This is a genomic window from Nostoc parmelioides FACHB-3921 (assembly GCF_014696625.1).
GTDB lineage: Bacteria > Cyanobacteriota > Cyanobacteriia > Cyanobacteriales > Nostocaceae > Trichormus > Trichormus parmelioides.
The window spans coordinates 1-17373 of sequence record NZ_JACJQL010000016.1 but is presented as its reverse complement, the minus strand read 5'-3'; the positions used below and the strand labels follow the sequence as shown (position 1 = coordinate 17373).

15 protein-coding genes are annotated in these 17373 nt (G+C 41.7%); 10 read left to right on the top strand and 5 right to left on the bottom strand.

The window, feature by feature from the left end; translation table 11 throughout:
- Window positions 1–60 precede the first annotated feature (60 nt).
- Window positions 61–537: a signal peptidase II gene (gene lspA, locus H6G14_RS13150; protein WP_190567926.1), complete on the top strand. Its 477-nt coding sequence runs from the start codon at window positions 61–63 to the stop codon at window positions 535–537.
- A gap of 77 nt (window positions 538–614) precedes the next feature.
- On the opposite strand, the gene H6G14_RS13145 is transcribed toward lspA, so the two are convergent.
- Window positions 615–1223: a hypothetical protein gene (locus H6G14_RS13145; RefSeq protein WP_190567833.1), complete on the bottom strand. Its 609-nt coding sequence runs from the start codon at window positions 1221–1223 to the stop codon at window positions 615–617.
- Window positions 1224–1828: 605 nt separating this feature from the next.
- Between H6G14_RS13145 and H6G14_RS13140 the strand changes: the two genes are divergently transcribed.
- On the top strand, window positions 1829–4099 hold the full coding sequence (locus tag H6G14_RS13140; protein WP_190567832.1) for a transglycosylase domain-containing protein: 2271 nt from the start codon (window positions 1829–1831) through the stop codon (window positions 4097–4099).
- 150 nt (window positions 4100–4249) lie between these two features.
- On the opposite strand, the gene H6G14_RS13135 is transcribed toward H6G14_RS13140, so the two are convergent.
- A complete protein-coding gene (locus tag H6G14_RS13135; RefSeq protein WP_190567831.1) occupies window positions 4250–5716 on the bottom strand; it encodes a DUF4335 domain-containing protein in 1467 nt (488 codons plus the stop codon).
- Entirely contained in the window at window positions 5713–6339 is a 627-nt protein-coding gene (locus tag H6G14_RS13130) for a DUF3038 domain-containing protein (protein WP_190567830.1), read from the bottom strand. Before H6G14_RS13130 ends, H6G14_RS13135 begins: the two co-directional genes overlap by 4 nt.
- 490 nt (window positions 6340–6829) lie before the next feature.
- Between H6G14_RS13130 and H6G14_RS13125 the strand changes: the two genes are divergently transcribed.
- The 8 genes from H6G14_RS13125 (at window position 6830) to H6G14_RS13090 (ending at window position 14068) form a co-directional block, all read left to right on the top strand.
- Complete coding sequence (locus H6G14_RS13125; RefSeq protein WP_190567829.1) at window positions 6830–7348, top strand: adenine phosphoribosyltransferase; 519 nt, start codon at window positions 6830–6832, stop codon at window positions 7346–7348.
- Between the two features lie 140 nt (window positions 7349–7488).
- The gene (locus H6G14_RS13120; protein ID WP_011319244.1) at window positions 7489–8526 is read left to right on the top strand and encodes an ABC transporter permease; all 1038 of its coding nucleotides are present in this window, start codon (window positions 7489–7491) and stop codon (window positions 8524–8526) included.
- Window positions 8527–8574: 48 nt separating this feature from the next.
- Window positions 8575–8856 carry a hypothetical protein gene (locus tag H6G14_RS13115; protein WP_010998716.1) on the top strand — a complete coding sequence of 94 codons (282 nt, stop codon included), beginning with the start codon at window positions 8575–8577 and terminating at the stop codon, window positions 8854–8856.
- A 256-nt stretch (window positions 8857–9112) separates the two neighbouring features.
- Window positions 9113–9991, top strand: a complete 879-nt coding sequence (locus tag H6G14_RS13110) for a substrate-binding domain-containing protein (protein ID WP_190567828.1) — start codon at window positions 9113–9115, stop codon at window positions 9989–9991.
- Between the two features lie 6 nt (window positions 9992–9997).
- The gene (locus H6G14_RS13105) at window positions 9998–12064 is read left to right on the top strand and encodes a sensor histidine kinase (protein WP_190567827.1); all 2067 of its coding nucleotides are present in this window, start codon (window positions 9998–10000) and stop codon (window positions 12062–12064) included.
- 88 nt (window positions 12065–12152) lie between these two features.
- Window positions 12153–12794, top strand: coding sequence for a MotA/TolQ/ExbB proton channel family protein (locus H6G14_RS13100; protein WP_190567826.1), 642 nt, complete (start codon window positions 12153–12155; stop codon window positions 12792–12794).
- A 169-nt stretch (window positions 12795–12963) separates the two neighbouring features.
- Entirely contained in the window at window positions 12964–13170 is a 207-nt protein-coding gene (locus H6G14_RS13095) for a hypothetical protein (protein WP_010998720.1), read from the top strand.
- A gap of 301 nt (window positions 13171–13471) precedes the next feature.
- Entirely contained in the window at window positions 13472–14068 is a 597-nt protein-coding gene (locus H6G14_RS13090; protein ID WP_190567825.1) for a methylmalonic aciduria and homocystinuria type D protein, read from the top strand.
- Between the two features lie 36 nt (window positions 14069–14104).
- Here the strand turns inward: H6G14_RS13090 and sppA are convergent, their stop codons facing one another.
- Window positions 14105–15934, bottom strand: a complete 1830-nt coding sequence (gene sppA / locus H6G14_RS13085) for a signal peptide peptidase SppA (RefSeq protein ID WP_190567824.1) — start codon at window positions 15932–15934, stop codon at window positions 14105–14107.
- 64 nt (window positions 15935–15998) lie between these two features.
- Entirely contained in the window at window positions 15999–17051 is a 1053-nt protein-coding gene (fni, locus tag H6G14_RS13080) for a type 2 isopentenyl-diphosphate Delta-isomerase (RefSeq protein ID WP_190567823.1), read from the bottom strand.
- Window positions 17052–17373 lie beyond the last annotated feature (322 nt).

Here is a 17373-nt window from a genome sequence, read left to right as displayed (position 1 = left end):
CTTTGGACTATCGACTTTTGACTGTTGACTATGGACTGTTGACTATTGACTAAATTTGCCATGCGTTTCAAAAATCGCCTTTTCTGGATAGCTGCCTTTATTGCTTTCTTTGTAGACCAACTAACCAAATACTGGGTCGTGCAAACCTTTAGTTTAGGCGAGACACTACCAATCTTACCGGGAATATTTCACTTTACTTACGTCACAAATACGGGTGCAGCTTTTAGTTTGTTTAGTGGAAAAGTAGAGTGGCTACGCTGGTTATCCTTGGGAGTAAGTTTATTATTAATAGGGTTGGCATTGTTAGGCCCAGTTTTAGATCGTTGGGATCAACTCGGTTATGGCTTGATTCTGGGCGGTGCTATGGGTAATGGGATTGATAGGTTTGCTTTAGGTTATGTAGTTGATTTTCTAGATTTTCGCTTAATTAATTTTGCCGTGTTTAATATGGCAGATTCATTCATTAGTATCGGTATTGTTTGCCTGCTACTGGCTTCCTTACAGAAACCACCTAATTCTCATCACAGGTCTAGATAAAGAAAAAGGCTAGGATAAATCCTTCCTAGCCTTTTTCTTTTTTAACTATAGTTTTTCAGTCACCTGAAATGAAAAGCTTAGTTACCAGGAGTAGGCGTTGTAGGTACACCAGAATCGGGAACAGTACCAGGAGAATTACTGCTTGGTGCTGGAGTTACTGGAGTTTCGCTAGGTGCAGGTAGAGTAGTGCTATCTGGTGCTGGAGTTACTGGAGTTTCGCTAGGTGCAGGTAGAGTAGTGCTATCTGGTGCTGGAGTTACTGGAGTTTCGCTAGGTGCAGGTAGAGTAGTGCTACCTGGTGCTGGAGTTACTGGAGTTTCACTAGGTGCAGGTAGAGTAGTGCTACCTGGTGCTGGGGTTACTGGAGTTTCACTAGGTGCAGGTAGAGTAGTGCTATCTGGCGCTGGTGTTGCTGGAGTTTCGCTAGATGCAGGCTGAGTATCTACGGTAGTATCACTAGAACCGCTAGGCGTAACTGCGCTATTGCCTTGACAACGGGAATTGAGGGGGAAACGCTTACAGAGAATTTCAAATCCTTCTGGTGATAGCTGGATTTCCGTTGGTGAACTGGTGGACGATTCACTTGATTGGGCAATTTGGGATTTACTGGATTGTGCAACAGCAAAATTAGCTGTGAGAGCTAAAGTCAAAGCTGTACCAATCAAAGTCAGAGATTTTCCCTTCATTCTGAACTTAACCTCACACGGAAACGGAACACTTCGCACTATTAAATCAGACAATGTAATTTTAGAAAATATTCATTTAGGAAGATGTTTGTCTTTGTTGTCTATGGGGTAGATACATCCAAGCAGTAAAATTTGCATTGGTAATTTATTGATGGGAGATGTATGAAAGTACAAAATTAAACCTGTTAAATATTGTGTTTAAGTGTTTAATAGTTAGATAAAATGGGCATTACTAATTAGTTATAAATGTTTTCTCTGTGGATATGCAGTAATGGAGTAAACAAAGTGTATTTACGGTCTAGATATAATGTTGGTGTAAGATTAAATCTAGAATAATCCCGTACAGCAAAATTATTTTTGGGTTAAGAGTAAAATAATGATGAAAGACTAAAGTTGAGATTGGTATTTGCCTGAATCTGAGCTAATAAAAACTCCACCTACGAGGTAATGGAGTTTTGTCAGTAGTCAGTAGTCAGTGGCAGGGGACAAGATTGTTAAAACCACCCACAAGGGGATGGGGAACTAAATCCAAAACAAAAGCAACTGACCCATGACGGATGACAACTGACACACGCAGTACAAATAAATTGTGATGTAAATAGCCGATGAATTCCCCCCAACCCCCTCACAAGCCACAAACGTTACTTGGTCAACTGACGCAAGCAGTCAATACAATTCAAGCTAGGGTTGACTTTTCCAAGCTGGCGCTCAAGCCTAATGCCAAGGTACCGGAACTCTGGGTGCAGGATGCGGGGGCGGATAAAGCAGAGGTGTATCCGCTACTGGGCGATCGCTATGTTCTCGGTCGTAGCTCTAAATCCAGTGACATAGTGATTCGTAACCCAGTAGTTAGCCAAATTCATTTGTCTCTATCGCGGGATTCTAGCCAGCGTACCCCAGTTTTCATCATTAAAGACGAAAACTCTACTAACGGCATCTATCGCGGTAAGCGGCGAGTTAGTACCTTAGAGCTGCGTCACGGGGATATTCTTACCTTAGGGCCGCCAGAATTAGCTGCCTCTGTGCGCCTACAATACGTCGATCCGCCACCCTGGTATGTCAAGGCGGCGACTTGGGCAGGCTATGGTATAGGCGGTGCTAGCGCCTTATTAGCATTGGTTATTGGCGTGGAATGGCTAAAGTTTTCTGTCCGGCCTTTACCAACAACAACTCGCGCTCCAGTAGTTGTTTATGCCCGCGATGGTAGTACCCCCTTACGTGAGCCTCGGACTGTTTCTCATGTAGACATGAAGCGGTTAGAAGACTTTGGCCCTTATTTGCCGGCGGCGGTGGTTGCTTCTGAGGATAGCCGCTTTAACTGGCATTTTGGGGTTGATCCTTTGGGGATTTTGCGAGCAGTATTAATCAATACTCGCAGTGGCGATGTCCAACAAGGAGCCAGTACTATTACCCAACAAGTCTCCCGGAGCTTGTTTCGTGATTATGTTGGTAGACAAGACTCCTTGGGACGGAAATTACGAGAGGCGATCGTTTCTCTGAAGCTAGAAGCCTTTTACAGCAAAGATGAAGTTTTGCTGATGTACCTAAATCGGGTATTTTTGGGGGCAGATACCTCTGGTTTTGAAGACGCAGCACAATTTTATTTTGATAAGCCAGCTAAAGAATTAACTTTGGCAGAAGCAGCCACTTTAGTGGGAATTTTACCAGCGCCCAATGCTTTTGATTTTTGTGGCAGTGGCCCCAATAAACTAGAAGCCGCCGACTATCGCAATCGCGTGGTGAAGCGGATGTTGGAAATGGGTAAGGTTACGCCAGAAGAAGCGAACCGAGCCAGAAGATCCACTGTCCAAGTTAGCCCCAAGGTTTGTGAACAACAAGCCAAGACAATTGCACCCTATTTTTATAATTATGTTTTCCAAGAACTAGAAGCAATTTTAGGGGAGGGAGCCGCCAGGGAGGGTAATTACATCATTGAAACCCAACTTGATCCAGCCATTCAAGCTCAAGCAGAAACAGCTTTGCGGAATTCAGTTAGTACAGCCGGTTCAACTTTTCGCTTTTCTCAAGGGGCAATGGTGACCCTAGATAGTAGAACTGGTAGTATTTTGGCAATGGTAGGGGGAACTGACTATCGAACTAGCCAGTTCAATCGGGCTGTACAAGCTAAAAGACAACCTGGTTCTACCTTCAAAATTTTTGCTTATACCCAAGCTCTTCTGCAAGGAATACCTGCATCTAGGACATATTCTTGCGCTCCTTTGACTTGGCAGGGATTTACTTACAGGCCTTGTCGCTCTGGTGCTGGTGTGAACATGGATGTGGCTACAGGATTGGCTCTATCGGAAAATCCCGTGGCTTTGAGAATTGCCAGAGAAGTTGGGTTAGATAAGGTAGTATCAATGGCGCAACGTTTGGGGGTAAAGTCTCAACTTGACGCAGTACCGGGTTTAGTTTTGGGTCAGAGTGTAGTTAATGTTTTGGAAATGACTGGAGCTTTTGGGGCGATTGGTAATCGTGGTGTATGGAATCCACCCCATGCTATTAACAGAATTTTAGACAGTAGCGACTGTAGCGATCGCAATGATCTGAAAACCTGTCGCGTGATTTATTCCTTTGATAGCGATCGCGAAGCTAACAAGCGAGTTTTACCACAACCCATAGCCGACCAGATGACCGATTTAATGCAGGCTGTGATTACCAGAGGTACAGGACGTAGCGCCGCTATTGGTTTAGGGGAAGCAGGTAAAACAGGTACAACCGATAAAAACGTTGATTTGTGGTTTATTGGCTTTATTCCCAACCGTCGCTTAGTCACAGGTATTTGGCTAGGAAACGACGATAATTCCCCTACCTCTGGTAGCAGCGCTCAAGCCGCCCAGTTGTGGGGAAATTATATGCGGAGAATTACAAGATAAATCAATTCAAAATAGGGAAAGGGGGAGCGCTGAGTACTGTTAGCGGTGCTGAGTAGTAATTTTTGCTCCCCAATCCCCAATCCAAGGCAAAAGTCAAAAGAAAAAATCTTTTGACTTTTGACTTTTGACTTTTGACTTTTTTGTCCCCAGCTACCTATATCCCTGCCAAGGAGTGACTTCTAATTTGCCACTGGGTTGAAAGACTACTTGGTAATGTGCAAGAGGTTCTTTGTTGTTGGGCGCGGCTGCATTGGAACCGTAAACCGCTTGGAACATCCTGGGTAGAGGTGTTTCGCGGAAATAGTCAAAAGCGACTTGATTTAGGGGTTCATAGTCAGCAATTGTGCCTTCTTTAGTGACGGCTACTCGATACTTCAAGTCTTTGGTAAAGGTGGGCTTACCGCTCCAATTTTGACGTACAGTATCGAAAAGTTTTTGGTTTAAATCTTTGACGATGTTAGCATCGGTAATTTTTGCCCCGATTACTTCTGGTGTTCTGACATAACCGCGCCAAGGACTAACTTCTAATACGCCATTGTTGGTAAATACTACTTTAAATTGGGCGATCGGTTCATTGGCAATGGGAGGACGATTCGCTGGATTATAAAGTAGGTTGGGCAGGGGTGTTAATTCAATCCCGGCGTTGGCTTCTTGGTTAACTGCTTTGTAACCTACAATGGCTCCATCCGCAGCCACACCAACACGGTAAATCAAATTTTCCTTCACGGCGGAACGACTATTCCAAGCCGGCTCGATTTGGTTCCAAACTTGCCGATTTAAGGCCCGCAGTTGGGAAGGATCTGTGATTTCTGAAACTGTATTTAAAAGCGCTTCTAAATCTTTAACCGTGGGTTGTGTTGTGGCGGCGGGTGTAGCGGTGGGAGTTGCTTCTGGTATGGGTACCGCCGTTGTAGTGGGAGTGGCTGCTGCTATGGGTGTGGTTGTTGATGCAGGAGTGGGATTGGTGGTGGGAGCATTGGAATTGGTTTGCTCCTCTGGTTTTGGCTCTGGTACACGTATTTGTGGCGCAGGAATGAGACTAAAGGCGATCGCTGCTACAGCTAAACTGGAAACACCAATAGTTGCAGGTACTGCCTGTTTGAGGACAAGTTGACTAGCACCACCATAACGTCTAGTAACTGGTTGTAATTCTAGTGATAATTCCGGTAAAGTTTGGGTGTCAGCGAAAAACTGATCTACAGCTTCCACCAAATCAAACAACTGCACCGTATTTAAATCTATTTCAATTGGTTGTTTATTATAATTAGCGTTTGTATTAAATTCCTCTGGTGCATTCTCAGAATGTACGATTAACTTGTGATGATTAGTATCTATTTTTTGGATTTCCACTAGTTCTGAATCTTGGTTGTGCGCTTGGGGATTCGGCACACTACTCAAAAATTCTTGAGCATAACCGCTTACTGCTCGGACTAAACTTTCAAAAAATTCCCTTCCTCCCACCAAGGGTTGACTGTATCCAGATAAATAACATTCTGCATTTACCAAAATAGACAGTTCAGGGCGCAATTCCTGAAAACTCGCGCCTCTACTAGCATCACTTAATCCTTCTAAAAGCAACGTACAATTAGGTAGACTGTACTTTCGTTGAATATTCATTCCACTTCACCGTCAAATAGACTGATCCAAAATCGCTGCATCCCAGCAGTGCCAGTACAAAATAACAATTGTCCTAACAGATTTATCGCTAGTTCATCTAATTTTTCATCAGAATTTAATGCTAATGCACCAAAACGGCGGGCATTCATTCTACTCTTAAAATGCGCTCTAAATCTTTCTAAATAATTAGATAAGCGTAAATTCTGTTCTAGGGGAATTTGCTTGTCATTCATTTGTTGACAAATCATCAACATCTGGCGGATGACTACTGTTAAGCGCCGAGCTATGTAACAAGCAATCACGACTAAAGCCTTTGCTTCCATAATGGTTAAAGGGCGGCGAATATGCGCTCGTCTAATCGGGTTGGAACTCCGCATTCGCCACAAATTCACCCGATCCTTGACAATTCCTTTCAAGTCCAATTCTGCCGCAAAAGTCAGGATAGCTTCAGAACCACCCAATTCTAGAGCTTCAATTGCCAGTAAAATTAAATCAATTTGCAACCTAGTTCTTGCAGGACATCCCTGTCCAGCGATCGCAGGATCTGGTAAAGTATCCAAAATCATCGGCACAGATGGAGGCGTTGGACTGTTAAACGGCGTTAAGCTAGCAGAAGCATTCATTCTCTCAAATACCTTGTGCAGTTCTAATAAACTAGATAAAACTAGTACAACTAATTTAAGATAAACAGCTAAACTACAAGATTAAACTCGCGGTATTAGCCTGGCTATTTGATATACACATTACTTAAATTGTTTTACTCAGCAATTGACCTATAAGTACATCTGTGTTTTTAAAGCATAATTTTATTCTCCTGCTTTATGAGTATAAATCCATCTTTAAGCTTGATGTAGATTACCTCTATCGTCAATGGATAACGAGATAGTAGCCTTTAGCCCAAGCGTATGACATTATAGTGTACGATTTTTCAGGTGTAAGTAAGGGGCTAGGGATTGGGGACTCAGGACTAGGGATGAAGAAGAGGGAGAAGAGGAAGTATGAGGAGTAGCGGGTAATAATTCCTTGCTCCGAACTGATAACCGCTCCAACCCCCAGTACCCAATCCCCAACCCAGTACCCAATACCCAATACCCAATCCCCAGTACCCAATCTATGGATTTAAAATCTCTCATTCGTGACATCCCTGATTTTCCTAAGCCCGGAATTTTATTTCGAGATATCACTACTCTACTGCGCGATCGCCAAGGATTACGATATACTATTGACTTTTTAGCGGAAAAATGCTCTGAAGCAACCTTAGAGATAGATTACGTTATTGGTATGGAGTCACGGGGGTTTATTTTTGGTACTCCCTTAGCCTATAAATTAGGGGCTGGTTTTATTCCTGTCCGCAAAAAAGGTAAGTTACCCGCAGCAGTTCACTCGATTGAATATGAATTAGAATATGGCACTGACTGTTTAGAAGTACATCGGGATGCTTTACATCCAGATAGTCGAGTATTAATTGTAGATGATTTGATTGCCACAGGTGGCACAGCCAGCGCCACAGCCAAACTAGTGCAGCAAATCGGCTGCGAATTAGTGGGATTTGGGTTTATTATCGAGCTACGGGATTTACAAGGGCGAAAACATCTACCCGATGTACCCATTATTTCCTTAGTGGAATATTAGTTAACGACTTAAAGTCCACAGTCAATAGTCCAAAATCGTAGAAATTGACTATTGAATGAACGAAGGAGACGAGCCGTCTAAATGAATGTATAGAGACTGTTAATTTTGAATTTTGAATTTTGAATTCGGAGCGAAGCGACGTGACATCTACAAGAATTACCTGGGAAAGCAGTTGGGATTGGCTGATTAGGCTAGTTACCAGCGAGACGTTTATTTATGTGGTGAAGCGGATTTTGCAGGCGCTGTTGACTTTGTTTTTGGCTTCGGCGCTGTCATTTTTCATCATGAAATTATCTCCTGGGGATTATGTAGATACATTGCGGCAAAATCCGAAAATTTCACCCGAACGCATCGAAGAACTCAAAAGACAGTTTGGTTTAGATAAGTCTTGGGTGGAACAGTTTTGGCTGTGGTTATGGCGGATTCTCACCAAAGGAGATTTTGGCACGAGTTTTGTTTACCAGCGCTCAGTTTCATCACTGTTATGGGAGAGAATACCAGCAACTTTAGTATTAGCGATCGCTTCTTTAATCATGACATGGGCGATCGCTATTCCTTTAGGTATTGTTGCTGCTGTCAAACAAAATCGAGCCACTGACAGAATTTTACAGGTGATTAGCTACACGGGGCAGGGATTCCCCAGCTTTATTACTGTGTTGTTTCTGCTCGTATTTGCTCAAGTCAGTTCGCCTCTGTTTCCAGTAGGTGGGATGACAAGCATCGACCACGCTGATTTATCTTGGTTCGGTAAAATTATTGATATCGGCTGGCACATGATTTTACCTACCATCGCCTTAAGTATCACCAGTTTCGCCGGTTTACAACGCATCACTCGCGGCGAATTATTAGACGTACTGCGGCAAGATTATATTCAAACAGCACGCGCCAAAGGACTACCAGAAAATCGCGTGATTTACGTTCATGCGCTGCGTAATGCCATCAATCCCCTAATTACTCTGTTAGGATTTGAGTTAGCTGGTTTATTAGGCGGTGCATTTATCGCCGAGCAATTCTTCAACTGGCCAGGTTTAGGTAGATTAACTTTGCAAGCAGTCATCGCCAAAGACCAGTATTTAGTCATGGCAAGTTTAGTCATGAGCGCCGTTTTGCTTAATGTAGGCAACTTACTAGCTGATTTATTACTCAAAGTAGCCGACCCACGCATCCGTTTAGAATAATTAACAGTCAACAGTCAACAGTTAACATTTCTCCTCACCCATCTCCCCATGTTGTCCGAAGTACATTATCTAATACGCTCAAAAGCTGATGGTCGTTATATTACTGCTCGTCCTCATGAGGATGAGTCTGGCTATTTGTTATTATTTCGAGAAAATTTTGAGGCTTTAAGCTATCTCAACACCCATGCGGCAGATGTGGCGCATCGCTTTACTATCGAATCTATTCCGGGTACACAGTTGGGAAGTTTGCTCAAACGCTGGGGTTTTACTGGTGTCGCCGTAGTTACTGACCCTTTATTACCTACAGTTGAGTTTCTACAACACAGCTAATTAAAAGAAAATCTCAATAATATATTTATGTAAAGTTAGTATCTAATATTTCACAATAACTTCAATCTTATTTAACGTAAATAAAAGCTTTTCGGGCTTTTGCATAGTAAAAATACTGTTATCCAATCCCATATATAAAGTATTTTACAATACTAATAAATACCCAATACTGTTACTCTTGATGATAATCAGGGAATATTAATTGTGGGAATGTCTAGGCCTAATAGTGGGTTTAGAGATATTTGGAGATTCACCCATGACCAAGATTGCTGACTCAATAATCATCGGAAGTATACTTTTAGGTTTGTGCAGTTGTGCATCAATTAACTCCAGTACATCCAAAACCTCTAATCAAGTTGCTAGTACTACAAGTTCCACAAACCAGAAGATAATTAAGATTGGTGGTTCCAGTTCCACCGTAACAGTGTTAAAACTATTAGCAAAAGCTTATCAAACCCAAAATAAAAACGTCAAAATAGAATTTATTTCTGATAATCAGTCAGAGGGAATGATCGCTGCCTTAAAAAATGACATCATTGATATTGCTGGTAGTAGTCATAAAATTAAAAAAGCAGAAGATAACGGTCAGATTCAATATCGTGAAGTGGCAAAGGATTTGTTATTGGTTGCTACCAACAAAAGCGTGAAAGGTGTTACCAATTTATCGAATCAGCAATTAAAAGCAATTTATCAAGGTAGAATTACTAATTGGCAAGAATTGGGTGGCTCCAATGCAAACATTATTGTGTTGGATAGACCTGAAGATGAGTCGGCAAAAAAATTATTGCGAAAATACTATTTAGGAGATGATAAAACTACAACTAAAGCAGTTATTTTAAATAAGGAAGGAGAATTAATCGAAACTTTACAGATTACACCTCATTCTATTGGTGCTTTTTCTTTAGCAACTTCTGTAATTAAGAAATTACCAATCAATCGCCTCAGCCTCAATGGTATTGCCCCCACTGTCGAAAATTTCACCAGTGGTAAATACCAAATGGTACGTCAGATTGGCATAATTTGGGATAAAAAACCTTCTGCCTCAACTGAGAATTTTATTAATTTTATATTTAGCAAAGAAGGCGAGAAAATTCTCAAAAATAATGGCTTTGTCCCTACCTCATCAATTGAATAACTAACTATGCAGAGATTTTTTCGGCGGCTAAATCTGAGCCAAAAAATTGTCATACCCTTACTCATAGTTTATCTAAGTGTATTCATGTTGGGTTTAGTAGTTATAGGCCATTGGTTTACAGAGAGTTTAGAACAGAATTTCCGTCAAGATGTGAAAAATTTTACTGAGCGGGTTTATCAGGATTTTCAAAATGAACAGGAAACTCTAGGAACTGAAATCAAACTGATTTCCTATCAAGATAAACTTCGCCAAGCTATTGAGGAACGGGATCAAGGGTTGCTGTTGCAGATATTATTGCCACTGAAGACTGTATTAGGATTGGATTGGCTGAAGGTAGTTGATCCTAACGGTAACGTCCTGACAGATTTACGTAGCACATCCCTAATTCAAGCGAAATTATTAGATCAAGTAATTAGCAGTAGTGCTAGTAGTGGAGCGCAAATCGCTGATATCGTAGATGCGGATGGTGGGACACAAATTCTCCAGACAGTGACTTATGGAATCAAATCATCGATAGGATTACTAGGAGGAATCATCATTGGTAAGTCTGTAGATGATACCCTCTTAAAAAAAATTGCTGCTGGTTCTTCCAAACATTTAATTACTCAAAGAAACAATCGTATAGTTGCGACAACCCTATTAGCCGTGCAGCAAGGTAACTGGCAATTCCCTACCCCTAATTTGCCAGTTACACAAATTATGGTTAACAAACGCAACTATTTAGCCAAAAGCATTTTATTTTCTGGGGCTACTCAGACTTTGACCACCACGGTGTTGTATCCCACATCTCTACTAGAAGTAGCACGATGGAGACTATGGAAACATTTGGGGTTTTTGTATGTGTTGGGTAGTGCTATTGTAGCGATCGCTGGATTTTTAACAGCTAGAACAATTACTCGTCCCCTGCAAGCCGTTACTCAGATTGCACAACGAGTTACCCAAGACTCTAACTTTAATCTCCAAGCCTGCGTTACCACTGAAGACGAGGTTGGTATTCTAGCTATTTCTTTGAATCAGTTGATTCAACAAGTCAAGTTACTACTGGCGGAACAATACGAAGGGCAAAAAAAGCTAGAAGCTTATAACCAAACATTAGAACAAAGAGTTGAAGAGCGGACACAAGCACTGCAACAAAAAAATATTTCCCTCAGAAAGACTTTACAGGAACTCAAAGTTACACAATCACAATTAATCCAGCATGAAAAAATGTCTTCTTTGGGACAATTAGTTGCTGGTATCGCCCACGAAATCAACAACCCAGTTAATTTTATTTACGGAAACCTCAACTACACTGACGAATACATTCAGCAACTACTTAATTTATTTCAGCTTTATCAAAAATATTATCCCAATCCAGAGCTAGAGATTCAGGAAGCTCAAGAAGAAGCTGAGATTGAATATGTTATGGAGGATTTACCAAAAATATTGGCTTCGATGAAAATAGGTGCATCTCGTATCCGGGAAATTGTGCTGAGTTTGCGGATATTTTCTCGTTTGGATGAAGCCGAGTTTAAAACGGCTGATTTGCATGAAGGCATTGATAGTACTTTGTTAATCTTACAACACCGGATTAAAGCACAAACTGTCAAGGCGATCGCCTACAGTGAGCAAAACCCCATCACCGATAATTTGAACAAACAGGAAATAATTGATAAGCATCGTCCGCAAATAGAAATTGTCAAAGAGTATGGTGATATTCCCAAAATCCCTTGTTTTGCAGGGCAACTAAACCAAGTGTTTATGAATATCTTAGCCAATGCCATTGATGCCCTAGAAGAACCATTCTATAATGGGCTTTGTCCAGAACCAACTATTCATATTACTTCCTCCCTGGTAGATGAAAGCGTTGTGGTTGCAATTGCTGATAACGGCACAGGAATTCCCCAGGAGGTACAGTCTCGTTTGTTTGACCCTTTTTTTACAACTAAACCTGTGGGAAAAGGAACTGGTATGGGACTATCGATTAGCTACCAGATTATTACTGAAAAACATAGTGGCAAGCTACAGTGCATTTCTTCATCAGGACAGGGAACAAAATTTGTCATAACAATTCCTATCCGTTTAGCCTATTAGAAAACCCATAGATATTAAGAATCATGGCATTCTCTATGTTTACTACTAATCTGCTAATCTGGTTTTGCATCAATAAGTTGAGCAACAGATGGGAATTCTGAATCTATTTACGGCCGGTGGCGTGGTTATGTGGCCTCTGCTGGCGTTCTCCTTATTAGCAGTAGCGCTAATCATAGAACGTATCAGCTTTTGGGTAAGACTGTCAGGTAAGCAAAACCGCATAGTACGGGAAGTTCTCAGGCTTTACCAACTAGATAATGTGGTTAGCACTTTAGAAGCATTACGGCAAAATGTTGATTTACCGATCGCGCGAATTTTTCTCGCCGCTTTAGAATTGGAGGAGCCGACACCAGAAGAATTTCGATTGGCTTTAGAAAGTGAAGCCCAAGCTGAGATACCTGTACTCAAACGCTTTCAAAATATTTTTGATACCATAATTGGTCTCGCGCCCTTATTAGGGTTACTTGGTACTGTTTTGGGATTAATTAATTCCTTTGCATCTTTAAATATCGGTGATGTAGGAGGAACAAAAACGGCAGGTGTGACGGCTGGTATTAGTGAAGCCTTAGTTTCTACTGCATCTGGCTTGGTCGTTGCTATCTTTACCCTGTTTTTTGCTAATAGTTTCCGGGGCTTCTATCAGCGTCAAATTGCCTGGATTCAGGAGTATGGGGGACAGTTAGAATTACTCTACCGTCGTCGTTACGAGAAAAGAGGCAAGCAGGGTTAAAATTTAAACCCAGAGCTATATAGAGAAGTCGCTACGAACTACTGTATTAAGTAATTTGTAATTGTGTTTTATTGTTACTAATTACTGATGTTAACTGGGATGTTTGCTGTAGAATTTTTAGTTCTAACTAGTATTCGCAAAAAGTAAATTGTTTTTCAGAGGGTGGTTTATGACTATTTGGGTAAATGAGCAGATTGATCCATCAGGTATGATTCATGCCTGTATTGCCTCTTGCAACGAATCCCAAGCCCAAGATTGCCATGCGTCGTTTCAAAATAACTTAACGGATAATCAAAAGGCTTCTGGCTGGGTAGCACGCTTACGAACAGTCAATTCTTGGGATGAAGTGCCGGTGAACGCTTTAAAACTTGATTAATTGCGGATTTGTCACTGTCCTCTCTCTGGGACTAGTAAAATTGCCTGCTCTTAGAAGCGGTCATGGGTAATAGGTAATGGGGCTGTAATAATTCTTAAATCCGTCAGTATGACCCATGACAAATTACAAATTACTAGATAAGGTTAATGAAATATAAAAATTAGATTAAAACTTGGCAATGTACAGGCTAAATTTTCCCTAAGACATAACTATTGCTGAAAATTTGATGAATTTTTGGAAGTATTAAGAGTTATCATCGATTCTAAAGAATAAATTAAAAAGTTGCAAAAACCGAATCAATGTGGTGAACTATCCCAGAGCTTATACTGCGGAGCAAAGCCGTCCCATTAATTTGGTTGGCAAACAGGGACAAGCAGTTCAAATTTCTATTCATTACCCCAGTCAGTATATCTGTGCCAACCGCGAACGGATATTACCAGATTGGCAAGAGCAAACTCTATTTTGGGTTGTGATTGTCTTACAGCAATCAAAATATCCTTTGGTGAAAAGCACGGCAGAAATTGAGAGAGAAAAAGAACATCTGCGAGAAAAGTTTATGAGATTTGGTTGCGATTTAGCTTTTGATTTGCGCGATCGCGGTTATCTAGCAGACCTCATAGATCCTCGTACTGGTTACCCTATGCTTTCCCGCCCAGGGTTGATTCCCCACAATGATACAGCAGTTGTGAAAGCTTTACTTAATTATCCAGTCTTAAAAAACAAGTGTTCTGTGATCGTCCATCCTCATTGGGGTACTGCTGTTTATCCCAGTATTTTTCTTTCCGCAGCACCACCAATGATTTTGGAATGGGCGATTAAAAACATAGCATCCATGCACGGATGGCAAGAAATTGAGGAAGATGATCAAAGAGAGGGGTGTAAGGGTGTAAGGGTGTGAGGGTGTGTAATAAAACTTTTTAGTTAGTCTGTACAATTACTCTATTTTTAAGTTAATTGGTAACCGCGCATAAACGCCTTGTGGGTCGTTCATAGTCTGTAAAACAGAGATTTCCTGTTGGATTTTTTGGATTTGCACTGTTAATGGGTCATTTGGTTTAACGTCTAACTTGTTAATTCCCAAAGTGGTACTAATTTCTTCGACTACTCCCCCAAAAAAGCGCTCTTCAAATGAACTTTCTCTGGGATATTCTCTTAATTGCCAATCTTTGCCTAGTTTGGCTGCTTTAGCTGCGTATTCTATGGCGGCGTTTAAACCACCAATTTCATCAACTAAACCAATTTGTTTTGCAGTTACGCCAGACCAAACTCTACCTTGGGCGATTTCGGCTACTTTTTGTGTGGGTAACTTGCGGCCTTGAGCAACTTTGTTGACAAACATATTGTAAATGCGGTCAACACTACGCTGGTAAATTGCTATCTCTTGGGGTGATTTGGGACGAGCGACGGTTTGAGAATCAGCATAACGTGCCGTTTTGACAGCATCCCAGGTGATACCATTATCGTTTGCTAACTTTTGCCCGTTAAATAGCACACCAAATACACCGATGGAACCAGTGATTGTATTAGGTTCGGCAAAAATGCGGTTGGAGTCGGTGGCTATCCAGTAACCACCAGAAGCGGCATAATCACCCATAGATACAACAACGGGTTTACTTTCACGAGTCAGGCGTATTTCTCGCTGCATTACTTCTGATGCTGTAGCGCTACCACCAGGACTATTGATGCGTAAAACAACTGCTTTGACATTTTCATCTTGTCTAATTTTATTAAAGATGCGGGCAAAGCGATCGCCTCCAATTTGCCCATCATCGCCTTTACCATCGACAATATCGCCTTCGGCATAAACTACGGCAATCTTATTCTTAGAGTTTTTTTCTACACCTAAAGACTGTCCGGGTACCTGAGCATATTGGCGCAAGCTAATTTGAGTAAATGTATTATCCTTTTTATCGCTACCTGTTAATTTCTTAAGGTCAGCAACTACTTGATCGTTGTACGCTACCTGATCTACTAAGCCGTTAGTTTTAGCTTCTGTTGCTTCCAATAAAGATTGATTATCGGCGATCGCTTGTAGTTTTTGTGGATTAATTTTCCGGCTATTGCCAACAGTGGTACGCCATTCACCCCAAACATCGTCCAATAATTTTTGAGTTTGTTCGCGGTTTTCTGGACTGAGTTTGTCCAACACAAAGGGTTCAACTGCTCCCTTAAATTTTCCGGCTCGTACAACCTGAACGCCAATACCGTACTTTTGCAAGGCTCCGGCGATGAACATTGGCTGGCTACTCAACCCATTGATTTCTAGTCCACCCAAGGGATTAAGTGCAATAGTATCAGCTACTGAACTGAGGTAATATTCTCGCTCGTCCCAAGACACACCATAGGCGATTACCTTTTTCCCAGATTTGCGGAATTCTTCTAGAGCTTTGCGGATTTCTTTCAACGACGCAAAACCCAGGTTATTTACTCCGCGACTACCATCTAGGTAAATAGCCACGATGCGTTTATCTCGTTGTGCTTTTTCTAAACTATCAATAACATGACGGAGTGTCATCCGCTCTTGTGTTACACCGGAAAATCTATTTTGTAGTTCCTCGCCAGCGCTCGGTTCTCTGTCGGTAATGTTCATGGACAAGTCGAACACCACTACTGATTTATCTTTAACTACTGGGCTGGTATTGCTGGAACTAGCAGCCGCAAACAATAATAATAAAAGTGCTGTAGTACCTGCACCAGCAAACAGAAACAGTCCTAATAAAGTGCCTAGTAAGCTAGCAATAGTTTGTTTAAAGAAGTTACTCATTAGTTATTAGTTATTTAGTTATTAGTAGTTAGCCAATTATGCTTAACCATTCTTAGCTACTCATTTATTGTAGGCGCTGTAAACTGCCAGAGTGTTTTAACTGATGTAAAGTTGCGTTGCCAGTGCAAAATAATACTGTGGTAATTTCTGCAATTAACACCTCAGCTAAGTCCTGTAGAGCAGCTTCTGAGTCTACAGCCGCTTGCAGAAAAGGCATAGCTAAACCGGCGATATCTGCACCTAAAGCGATCGCTTTGGCTATATCAAGTCCATCACGCAAACCGCCAGAGGCAATTAAAGGAATGTGGGGAGCGATCGCTCTTACACTAGTAATACACTCTGCTGTGGGTATTCCCCAATCCGCAAAGGTTTGACCTAAGCGCCTTTGCATAGCGCTTTCTGCCCTTTCTCCTTCTACCTTTGCCCAGGAAGTACCACCCGCGCCAGCCACATCAATCGCTTGTACACCGGCAGCAATCAACTTTTCAGCAATTGCGCCGGAAATGCCATTGCCCACTTCCTTAGCAATTACAGGCACTGGCAGCTTTGTGCATAGCTGATTTATTTTGTCAAGCAATCCTCGGAAATTCACATCACCTCTCGGTTGAATACACTCTTGTAGAGGATTGATGTGCAGAATCAAAGCATCCGCCTCTAGCATATCAATGATACGCAGACATTCATCTAAACCATATTTGTAGTTAAGTTGCACCGCACCTACATTAGCGAATAGCAGCACATCAGGCGCATACTTGCGGATGGCAAATGTGTCAGCTACCTGGGGTTTTTCCAACGCTACCCTTTGGGAACCGACACCCATTGCCAATTTATAGTCTTGGGCAAGTCCGGCTAAACGCTGGTTAATAATTCCCGCTTGTTCGGTTCCTCCAGTCATCGAGGAGATTAACAAAGGTGCATTCAGCTTTTTACCTAAAAAAGTTGCACTCAGATCAATATCATCGCGATCTATTTCTGGTAAACAAGAATGTGTGAAGCGATAGCGTTCTAGTCCGTTGGTAGTGGCGCGGAATTGTACATCTTCTTCTAAGCAGATGCGGATATGGTCTGCTTTGCGCGATTGAGTTTGAGCAGAATTGCTGGTAGCAGGTGAGTTCACTGGTAGGGATGACTTATGGCTTGCGATTACTATTGTATGGGTTACTCACCCAGAGACGTGGAAAGGTAGCGTCTGTGCGTAAGCCCTAAGATAAGCAAAGCTGACAATTTGTATAGTTTTTACTCATATTAAAAAGATGCTGAGATTTTGTAAAGTAGTGTAAAGTAATAACACAGGCAAAAAAACAACTGCCTAATTCATAAATAATTAATCGCAATCATAAAAACATGACCGCAACCTTACAACAGCGCAAAAGCGCCAACGTATGGGAACAGTTCTGCGAGTGGATTACCAGCACCAACAACCGCCTATACATCGGTTG